The sequence below is a fragment of the Cupriavidus sp. UME77 genome (assembly GCF_014170355.1).
Taxonomy (GTDB): domain Bacteria; phylum Pseudomonadota; class Gammaproteobacteria; order Burkholderiales; family Burkholderiaceae; genus Cupriavidus; species Cupriavidus basilensis.
Genome location: NZ_LZZU01000074.1, coordinates 129,477 through 139,240 on the forward strand (window position 1 = coordinate 129,477; position 9,764 = coordinate 139,240).

Consider the following 9,764-nt stretch of genomic DNA (forward strand, 5'->3'; position numbering starts at 1 on the left):
CTGTTGTTGATTCGGGTTGACGAGAATCTTGACATCAAGGCTTTCAGTTCGTAAAGTGGATTTTATATCTTGATATCAAGAATGTTGTCTTGAAGAAAATGGAGCCATGACGACATGAAAGCCGACCCTCAGCCCGCCCCCCAACCCGTCTCGCCAACGCTGCTCGCGGCGCGCCCATCCTCGCCGTCTTCCACGCCTGCCCCGCAGGTTCAGGTACGCACGGCGGATGTCCTGCTGACCGCTTCGGCGCCCCTGATCTGGGGCAGCACCTACCTGGTCACCAGCCAGTGGCTGCCGCCGGGGCAGCCGCTGCTGTCCGGTGTGATCCGCGCGCTGCCGGCCGGCCTGGCGATGCTGGCGTGGGGCCGGCAACTGCCGCGCGGCGGCTGGTGGTGGAAGGCGGCGGTGCTGGGCGTGCTCAATATTGGCCTGTTCCAGGCCATGCTGTTTATCGCCGCCTACCGGCTGCCGGGCGGCGTGGCAGCCACCGTGGGTGCGATCCAGCCGTTGCTGGTGGTGCTGCTGGCGTGGCTGCTGCTGGGCGCGCGGCCGCATCTGGCGACGTGGCTGGCCGGGCTGGGCGGCATCGGCGGCGTGGCCTTGCTGGTGCTGGGGCCCGCCGCGCGGCTGGACGGCGTGGGCGTGGCGGCCGCGGCCGCCGGCGCGGTCTCGATGGCGCTGGGCACGGTGCTCGCCAAACGCTGGCGGGCTCCGGTCTCGCCGCTGGTGCTCACCGCGTGGCAGCTCACCGCGGGCGCCTTGTTCCTGCTGCCCTTCGCGCTGGCCTTCGAGACGCTGCCGGCGCGGCTGACGCTGCCCAACGTGCTCGGCTACCTGTGGCTGTGCGTGGCCGGTGCCGGCGTGAGCTACGCGTTCTGGTTCCGTGGCATTGGCCGCTTGCCGACCGCGGCGGTGTCCGCGCTGGGCCTGCTCAGCCCCGTTAGCGCCACCGCGCTGGGCTTCCTGGTGCTCGGCCAGACCCTGAGCCCGGCGCAGATGGCCGGCGCGCTGCTGGTGCTGGCCAGCGTGTGGCTCGGGCAGCGCGCGCCGAAGGCGGCGCAGGCTGCTGCCGCAGGCTCCGGGGCTTCAGATAAGGCGCATGCGCCGTTGGCACCGCGGCAAGGGTGAACGCAACGGTGAAGCAAAGGTGAACGACCAGGGTGAATGGCGCGCCGTTTTTGCGGCATCATGGCGGGCATGACGTCCGCCGTACCTTCCCCCACCTCTTCCCGGCCCGCTTGCGATCACTGTCTGGCGCTAGCGGCGGATTCCCGCCGGCGCGAGCCGCATGAGCGGCTTGTGCTCAAGCACACCGCGCCGCTGGTCAGCCAGAGCGCCGCCGGCGTGCCGTTCAGCATGCTCACGTTCACGTGCCGCGAGTGCGGCACCGTATGGCGGCTCTATGACCGCGCCAACGAGCTCTTTGTCTCGTGGGTGCCGGACCGCGCGCTGGGCCGCGGCGCCGATCGGATAAAATAGCGCCTGTTTCCTGCACGCGTGCTGACGGTCCAGCGCCCGGTTCCGGGCCGCCCGGCGGCGCCAGCACGGCCAGTTCCGTTGTTCCGTCGTTCCGTTGTTCCGTCTTCCAACCGTTGTCCTCGTCGTCCCCCGCCATGTCCGCTTCCCACCGAATTCCCCTGCTGGCTGCTGCCTCCGTGTCTGCGGCCCTGATGTGCCCGCTTGCCAATGCCGCTGACGGCGCTGGTGCCGCTGGTGCATATCCCGCGCGCCCGATCCGGCTGATCGTGGCCTATCCCACCGGCGGCATCAGCGATACCGTGGCACGCGCGCTCGGCGAGCGCCTGTCGGCCCAGATGGGTGCCTCGGTGGTGGTGGAAAACAAGGCGGGCGCGGGTGGCAGCATCGGCATCGACGCCGTGGCCAAGGCCGCGCCGGACGGCTACACGCTGGGCTTTGCCTCGACCAGCCCGCTCACGCTCAATCCGCACGTGGGCCGCGTCAACTACGATCCGCAGCGCGACATCGCGCCGGTCATGAGCGTGATGTACTCGCCCGTGCTGGTGATCGCCACGTCGAGCTTTGGCGGCAAGTCGTTCCAGGACCTGCTGGCGCAAGCCAAGGCCAAGCCGGGCTCGGTGCGCTGGGCCACGTCCGGACTGGGCACGGTGGGCCATGTCATGCTGGAACAGGTCAAGTCGAAGGCCAAGGCCGACCTCACCCTGATTCCCTACAAGGGCGCGGGCCAGCAGATGAACGACGCCCTCGGCGGGCAGTTCGAGGTGATGAGCACCAACGCCAGCCCCATGCTGACCCAGCACATGCAGGCCGGCCGGCTGCGCGCGCTGGCGGTGGGCGCACCCAAGCGCATCGAGTCGCTGCCCAATGTGCCGACCTTTGCCGAGCTGGGCTACCCCAAGGCCAACCTCACCTCCACCTTCGGCATCTTCGCTCCAGCGCACACGCCCGTGGCCATCATCACCAGGCTGAATGCCGAACTGAACAAGGCCCTGCAGGAGCCCGAGGTGCGCGAGCGCCTGCTCAAGGGCGGCGAAGTCCCCACCGGCGGTACCGCCGCGCAGTTCGCCAAGGCCATCCATGCGGAATACGACGACAACGCCCGCATCGTGAAGGAAGCGGGCATCAAGGCGGACTGACGGGCCGGGCAGCCGCATCACGGCTGCTCGATCAGGTCCAGCCGGCAGCCGGTGGCATACACCGCCGACAGGCGTACGCCATTGCGCGGCTCCAGCGCCAGCTTGGTGCGCACGCGCGACAGGTGGCTGTCCACCGTGCGCGATGCGGACGGCATGCTGCGGTGCCAGACCGATTCCTCGATGGTCTGGCGCAGCAGCAACTGGCCGGCATGGCGAAACAGCAAGACCGCCAGCTCGTACTCCTTGGGCGCCAGCTTGACCAGGCGGCCGTTGACGAAGGCGCGCCGCTCGGCCAGCACAAAGCGGTAAGCGCCCAGCTCAAGGTCGCCGCAGGCTTGCGCTACCGGCGCCATTCGCCGCAGCAGCGCATCGACGCGCGCGGCCAGCTCGGCATGGCGCACCGGCGGCGGCAGGAAGGCATCCGCGCCATGGGCGAAGCACCGGGCGATATGGTCGTCGTCGTTGTGCTGGCTCAGCAGCATCACCGGCAACGCATCGCCGAGGGTACGGCGTATCCATAGCAAGACGTCGCGCGCCGGGATGCCGGGAACCTCCCAGGCCATCAGCACCAGCGCGTAGGGCTCGCTGCGCAGCGCCTGCATCAGCGCGCCCCCTTCGCGAAAGCGCACTGCCTCATGGCCGCTGAGCCTGAGCGTCTGCTCCAGCAGGATGGCTCGCGCCGGGTTGTCCTCCAGTACTGCGACTCGCATGAACGCTCTCCTCGTGCTCGGCATTGCCAGGGCATCTTAGCGTCGCGGCCCGCGTGGCGGATCGCTAATGGAAGCTGGCGCCGCAGATTGCGAAATTTCTCATCCGACAGGCTTCTCTCGCGGCTTCTAATGACGGATAGCCCCGCATAGTCGGGTCAATCCCTGGCGCCGGCGGCGCCAATTACCGCGAGACCGGCAGGCGCCCAAGCCTTTCCGGCCAAATTGCATGGGTATGAAGATCGCATCACTGGAAGATGAACCCGCCGAGGCGGCCCTGATCCGGCAGATTCTCGGCGAGGCCGGGCATGCCTGCACCACCTTCACGCGCAGCCGCGACCTGCTGCGGCAACTGCGCGAGGAGAACTTCGACCTGCTGCTGCTCGACTGGCAGATGCCGGATCTTTCCGGCAAGGAGGTGCTGACCTGGGTGCGCGCCAACCTGGACCGGCGCGTGCCCGTGATGTTCCTGACCTGTCGCGCGCAGGAAGAAGACATCGTCGACGGCTTCGCCACGGGCGCCGACGACTACATGCTCAAGCCGGTGCGTCGCGGCGAGCTGCTGGCGCGCATCCGTTCGCTGCTGCGCCGCGCCTATCCGGACCCGGGCAGCGGCGGCGCGCAGGTGGCGCTGGCCGACTACGTCATCGATTGCGCCGCGCGCACGGTGGCGCATCGCGCCCAGCCGCTCAGGCTGACACCCAAGGAGTTCGACCTGGCCGTGCTGCTGTTTCGCAACGAAGGGCGCATCGTGTCGCGCGACCATATCGTGGCGGCGGTCTGGGGGCGCGAGATCTCGCCGCTGTCGCGTACCATCGATACGCATATGTCGCGGGTGCGCAGCAAGCTTGCCCTGCACCCGGAACACGGGCTGCGGCTGCTGCCCGTCTACACGCATGGCTACCGTCTCGAACTCACCGGCGCGGCGCCATGACGGCGTGGCTGCGTTGTGAAATCCTGCGCTGGGTGGCGGGCCTGCGTGCTGTCGCGCGTTGCCTGGAGCGTCTAGCCCACAGGATGGGGGCGGGCATGGAAGAGGGCGGGCAAGACATGCCCGCCATCGGCACCATCGGCACCATGCCGCCTGCCGGCGGCGCCGTCGATGCGCCGGCCTGCGATCGCGCGGCGCTGGCATCCTGGCAAACCGCCATGCGGGCGTTGTCACACGATCTGCGCTCGCCGCAGAGTGCCATCCTGGCGCTGGTGCAATTGCACCAGGATGTGCCGTGCGCATGCGCGCACGCGGCATTCGTGGCGCAGGCGGCGGGCTATGCGCAGGCGTCGCTGCGGCTTACCGACGACATCGCGCGTCTGTTGCGCGAGCTCGCCCACGGTTACCGCATGGAGATACTAGAGCTGACCGCGCTGCTGCGCGAGTCCGCCGACACGCTCTGCCTGCATGCCGGGCCCAGGCCCGAACTTGACCTGGCTGGCCGCAAGGCCTGGATACGGGGCGATGCCGCCATGCTGTCGGAAGCCCTGCGCGTGCTGATGACGCTGGCCATGATGTCCGCGGCCGGGAGCACGCCGCCGCGGGTGTGCCAGCGGCTCGACGGCCGCCTCTGCCGGATTTCCATTGTCTTCGTGCCTGATGCCGATGCCGATGCGTGGCGGGCCGCGCGTGCCGGGACGCCGGCGCTGCAGTTTTGCCGCCGCGTGCTGTTGCGCCATGGCGGTGCGCTCGATGCGGATCACGGCGCGGATGCCAAAGCTGGAGCTGAGGCTGGAACTGAAGCCGATGGCAGTGTCACCTGGCATCTGCGCTTGCCCATGCTGCGCTGAAAAACAAAAAAGCACCCGAAGGTGCTTTCTTGCAGTCAGGCATTACCCCGCGCGAGCGCGGGGCATGCCGACAAGGACAATCAGAAAATGTGGCGAATACCGACTGCTGCACCGGTCTGGTTGTTCTTGCCCGGCAGTTCGGTCGTCACGCCGCCAGTCACCTTGTTGTAGTCCACGGTGCCGTAGACCTGGGTGCGCTTGGACAGCGAGTACTCGGCCAGCAGCACGCCGGTGTAGCGATTGCCAGCGTTGTTGGACAGGCCATTCTTGTTCTGGATGTGGTCGCCGTAGAACACGCCGGTCAGTGCCAGGGCCGGGGTTGCCTGATAGGTCAGGCCCAGGTAGCCGAGGGCATCCTTGCGGGGGTTGTTCACGGCGTTGCCACCGACCGGAACCGGATTGCCGGCAACGTTCATGAAGTTGGTGTCGATCTGGCCGGTCTTGTCCTTGCCGCCGACATAACCCAGGAATACCTTCGCCGGGCCGATGGAGTACTTACCAGCCGCGCCCCACATTTGCTGCTTGTTGCCGAAGGTGTCGCGGATTTCCTGGTACACACCGCCGAAGGCGAACGGACCAACCGTATAGGCTGCACGAGCGCCGAAGTACGGCTTGCCGGTGGAACTGGCCTTGGTCAGGCTGCCCGGCTGCTCGCCGAAGCCATAGCTGGCACCCACGTCCAGGCCGCTGAACTTGCCGCCGTAGCTCACGACGTTGTTGGCGCGGAACTGGGTCAGGAAGAACGGCCAGGCATTGGCTTGGTAGTTACCGATGGTCAGCGGATCGAAGTCGCCGAAGAAGTTAAACCCTTCGGTGTACTGACGGCCCAGCTTGACGGTGCCGAAATCGCCTGCCAGACCCACATAAGCCTGACGATTGAACAGCACGCCCGACGAATTCATCGAGCCGTTGTCGAGGCTGTAGCCGCTTTCCAGCTGGAAGATCGCCTTCAGGTTGTTGCCGAGGGCTTCGCTGCCCTTCAGGCCCCAACGGCTTTGCGTCACAGCGCCGTCGGTCATCTGGTACAGGCTGTTGTTGGCCTGGTTGGAATTGTTCGTGTAGCGAATGCTCACGTCTGCAATGCCGTACAGGGTCACGGACGTTTGTGCGTAGGCGCTGCCGGCCAGCAGCGTACCAAGTGCGAGGGTCAGGGCTGATTTCTTCATGTGGCTCCTTTTCTATTCTGTGGTGTCAGCGGTCGGATCGCGACGGCTGACGAGTTTACGTTTCGTGTAAACGCCCGCGAAAATTTAACAAAACAGAAAAGATTTAGACACTAATGCACGCCGTTGGCAGTCTCTAAGCTGGCAATTGGTGCAAAAGCGTTGTGACGCCGCGACAAATCCACACAATGGTGCATCGCGAGATGAAGCCAGCGTTACTCGTGTACCCCACCGCGTGGGGATGGTGCCGGCAGCGCGAGCGCGCGCAGGCCACCAAGGCAGGCCAGGCGGGCGTTTCACGGTGAAGCGCCGCCGCCAGAAGAGCGGGCCGGGGAGTGCTGGCCCGGCTCAGGGTTATCCCTGTGGGATCTCGATCTTGACCTCGAGCACTTCGAGATTGTCCTGGCGTTCCAGGCTCACGCGCAGATCCTGGTCGCTGATCTTTACGTATTTGGAAATCACCGCGACCAGCTCGCGCTGCAAGGCGGGAAGGTAATCGGCCGGCGCGGAATGGCCGGTGCGTTCATGGGCGAGGATGATCTGCAGCCGCTCCTTGGCAACCGAGGCGGACTTCTTCTTCTCGCCGAGCAGGAAGGACAGAATCGACATGATGGTAGACCCCCCTTACTTGTTGCCGAAGATGCGCGAAAGCAGCCCCGGCTTTTGGTAGTCGGTGAAACGCATCGGCTTGTCCTTGCCGAGGAAGCGGTCCACCAGGTCGCCATAGGCGTCGGCCACGTCGGAGCCTTCCAGGTGGATGGCCGGCGTGCCCTGGTTGGACGCGTGCAGCACCGCTTCGGATTCCGGCACCACGCCGATCAGCTTGATGCGCAGGATTTCCTGGATATCGGTGAGCGACAGCATTTCGCCGCCGTGCACGCGCTTCGGGTTGTAGCGCGTGATCAGCAGGTGTTCCTTGATCGGGTCGCCGCCTTCGGCAGCGCGCTTGGTCTTGGACGACAGGATGCCCAGGATGCGGTCCGAGTCGCGCACCGAGGACACCTCGGGGTTGGTCACGACCAGCGCCTCGTCGGCGAAGTACATGGCCAGCAGGGCGCCGGACTCGATGCCCGCGGGCGAGTCGCAGACGATGTACTCGAAGCCCATGTCGACCAGGCCATTGATGACCTTCTCCACGCCCTCCTTGGTGAGCGCGTCTTTATCGCGCGTCTGCGAGGCCGGCAGGATGAACAGGTTTTCGCACTTCTTGTCCTTGATCAGGGCCTGGTTCAGGTTGGCTTCGCCCTGTACCACGTTGACCAGGTCGTACACCACGCGGCGCTCGCAACCCATGATCAGGTCGAGGTTGCGCAGGCCGACGTCGAAGTCGATCACGGCAGTCTTGTGGCCGCGCAGGGCCAGGCCGGCAGAAAAGCTGGCGCTGGTGGTGGTCTTGCCTACGCCTCCCTTGCCGGAGGTCACAACGATGATTTTTGCCATGGCTCTTGGATCCAGTAATGGTTGAAGCTTGCGCTGCTGTGGTTTGGGCTCTGCGGCGGGTGTTACTTCATCCGGAGCGGTTCGAGAATCAGTTTCTCCCCGGACAGCCGCACCTGGGCCGATTTGCCCAGCACATCGGCGGGCAGCGGCAGTTCGGCGGTGCGGTAGATGCCGGCGATGGAGAGCAGTTCGGGCTCCAGGCAGGTGCAGAAGATGCGCGCCTGCGCGTAGCCCTTGACCCCCGCCAGCGCGCGGCCGCGCAGCGGGGCATAAATATGGATGTTGCCTTCGGCGATGACCTCGGCGCCGTAGCTGACCAGGTCGAGGATCACCACGTCGCCGGCGGCGTAGATCTGCTGGCCGGAGCGCAGCGGCTTGTCGATCAGCATGGTGGGCACGCTGCGCGACGCGGCTTCGGCAATGGCGGCCGTGGCGGCGGCTTCCACTTCGGCGGCCGCCGCCTTTGCCTCGGCCTGGGCCGCAGCCTGGGCGTCGGCCAGGGCTTCGGCCGGGGAGGGGCCTGCCGGCTCGGCAGGCGGGGTCTCGTCCCGGCCACCGCGCCGGCTCTGGCTGTCGAGCAGCGGCAGGCCAAACGACTCGGCCCAGCCCCGCTGCGCCTCGCGGGCCACCACGCCGATAGCGCGGGCCTTGAGCTGGGCCAGGGTCTCGATCACCGTGTCCAGGGCCACCTGGTCGTCGTTTTCCAGCCGGCGCAGGTCCAGGGCCACCACATCGTTGGAGAAGAAATCGGGGGTCGATTCGAAGCGGGACAGGAGATCGTCACGCAGCGCTGCGATGTCGGTGGTCTTGAGAGCGAGGAGGAGGGCGTCGACATTGCCACTGCGCAGCTCGAAGCGTGGCGATTTCTTCTGGGACATAGTCGGTGACCGTGGAAATGGGACATTCTAACTTCGTCTGGGTGCAGAACTGTAACAAATGCCGGATGACCCGAGACCAGTGCCGGATGCGGCGCGTTGACGGCGCTCTTGTTACGATTGCGCCATCTGAATAAGGGAGCAGTCATGGGCGCGATCGTCAACAGTGTGGCCTACCGCAGCGGCAAGCGCGTGGGTGATGTCGCCCTGGACCAGATCAGTGACGCAATCTCGGTCCCGGGCACCTTTGTCTGGCTGGGCTTGCATGAACCGGACCTGCCGCTGCTGCGCAAGGTGCAGCAGGAGTTTGGCCTGCACGACCTGGCGGTGGAGGATGCCCTTGATGCCCACCAGCGCCCCAAGCTGGAGACCTACGGCGACTCCATCTTCATCGTGCTGAACACCGCACAGCTGGTAGACGACGAAGTGGTGGTGGGCGAGACCCACCTGTTTGTCGGCCCCAACTATGTGGTGTCGGTCCGTCACGGCGTGAGCAGCAGCTACGCCCCGGTGCGCGAGCGCTGCGAGAGCGACGCGCGCGCGCTGGCCAACGGCCCGGGCTACGTGCTCTACGCGCTGATGGATTTCGTGGTCGACCACTACATGCCCATCGTCACCCGGCTCGAGGATGGCTTCGAGCAGCTTGAGCAAGGTATCTTCCGCGACGAGTTCGACCGTGCCGCGATCGAGCACCTGTACCACATCAAGCGCCAGGTGCTGCGCCTGCGCAATGCGGTCTACCCGATCGAGGAGATCTGCGGACAACTGATCCGGCTGCACGAGGACCTGGTGCCCAAGGAGCTGCGCGCGTACTTCCGCGACATCGAGGACCATGCCAGCCGCCTGGTGCGCACCCTGGACGTGGTGCGCGAGATGCTGACCACCGCGGTGCAGGTGAACCTGGCCCTGGTCACGGTGGGCCAGAACGAAGTGGTCAAACGCCTGGCCGGCTGGGGCGCCATCCTGGCGATTCCCACCGTGGTGTTCAGCTTGTACGGCATGAACTTCAACTTCATGCCGGAGCTGCAATTCCACTATGCGTATCCGACCGTGATCGGGGTGACCGTGCTGGCCTGCGGCGGGCTCTGGCGCAAGCTGCATAAATCCGGCTGGATCTGAGCCGCGCGGCGCGGCAACCCGGTTGCCACGCCTGGCGCCCCCACGGCGCCGCCCTTCTTTCCC

Annotated in this window: 11 protein-coding genes; 6 read left to right on the forward strand and 5 right to left on the reverse strand. The window is 66.2% G+C overall.

Annotated elements, in window-relative coordinates; all coding sequences use genetic code 11:
- Positions 1-114 precede the first annotated feature (114 nt).
- From A9975_RS29565 to A9975_RS29575, 3 genes are all read left to right on the forward strand, one after another.
- Positions 115-1,128 carry an EamA family transporter gene (locus A9975_RS29565; protein WP_255503946.1) on the forward strand — a complete coding sequence of 338 codons (1,014 nt, stop codon included), beginning with the start codon at positions 115-117 and terminating at the stop codon, positions 1,126-1,128.
- A 60-nt stretch (positions 1,129-1,188) separates the two neighbouring features.
- Complete coding sequence (locus tag A9975_RS29570; protein WP_150985467.1) at positions 1,189-1,479, forward strand: hypothetical protein; 291 nt, start codon at positions 1,189-1,191, stop codon at positions 1,477-1,479.
- A 134-nt stretch (positions 1,480-1,613) separates the two neighbouring features.
- Positions 1,614-2,615 (forward strand): tripartite tricarboxylate transporter substrate binding protein, encoded by a 1,002-nt coding sequence (locus tag A9975_RS29575; RefSeq protein ID WP_183035840.1) that lies wholly within the window; start codon positions 1,614-1,616, stop codon positions 2,613-2,615.
- Positions 2,616-2,632: 17 nt separating this feature from the next.
- Here the strand turns inward: A9975_RS29575 and A9975_RS29580 are convergent, their stop codons facing one another.
- Positions 2,633-3,325, reverse strand: coding sequence for a response regulator transcription factor (locus A9975_RS29580; RefSeq protein WP_183035841.1), 693 nt, complete (start codon positions 3,323-3,325; stop codon positions 2,633-2,635).
- A gap of 232 nt (positions 3,326-3,557) precedes the next feature.
- Here A9975_RS29580 and A9975_RS29585 point away from each other — a divergent pair, with 232 nt between their 5' ends.
- On the forward strand, positions 3,558-4,256 hold the full coding sequence (locus A9975_RS29585; RefSeq protein WP_183035842.1) for a response regulator transcription factor: 699 nt from the start codon (positions 3,558-3,560) through the stop codon (positions 4,254-4,256).
- Positions 4,253-5,104: a HAMP domain-containing histidine kinase gene (locus A9975_RS29590; RefSeq protein ID WP_183035843.1), complete on the forward strand. Its 852-nt coding sequence runs from the start codon at positions 4,253-4,255 to the stop codon at positions 5,102-5,104. Before A9975_RS29585 ends, A9975_RS29590 begins: the two co-directional genes overlap by 4 nt.
- A gap of 80 nt (positions 5,105-5,184) precedes the next feature.
- On the opposite strand, the gene A9975_RS29595 is transcribed toward A9975_RS29590, so the two are convergent.
- The 4 genes from A9975_RS29595 to minC form a co-directional block, all read right to left on the reverse strand.
- Positions 5,185-6,270, reverse strand: a complete 1,086-nt coding sequence (locus A9975_RS29595) for a porin (protein ID WP_183035844.1) — start codon at positions 6,268-6,270, stop codon at positions 5,185-5,187.
- 351 nt (positions 6,271-6,621) lie between these two features.
- Entirely contained in the window at positions 6,622-6,876 is a 255-nt protein-coding gene (gene minE / locus A9975_RS29600) for a cell division topological specificity factor MinE (protein WP_006164360.1), read from the reverse strand.
- Positions 6,877-6,891: 15 nt separating this feature from the next.
- On the reverse strand, positions 6,892-7,707 hold the full coding sequence (gene minD, locus A9975_RS29605) for a septum site-determining protein MinD (RefSeq protein WP_043342744.1): 816 nt from the start codon (positions 7,705-7,707) through the stop codon (positions 6,892-6,894).
- Positions 7,708-7,769: 62 nt separating this feature from the next.
- Positions 7,770-8,585: a septum site-determining protein MinC gene (gene minC, locus A9975_RS29610; protein WP_183035845.1), complete on the reverse strand. Its 816-nt coding sequence runs from the start codon at positions 8,583-8,585 to the stop codon at positions 7,770-7,772.
- Between the two features lie 144 nt (positions 8,586-8,729).
- On the opposite strand from minC, the gene A9975_RS29615 reads away from it, so the two are divergent.
- Positions 8,730-9,701, forward strand: coding sequence for a magnesium and cobalt transport protein CorA (locus tag A9975_RS29615; protein ID WP_183035846.1), 972 nt, complete (start codon positions 8,730-8,732; stop codon positions 9,699-9,701).
- Positions 9,702-9,764 lie beyond the last annotated feature (63 nt).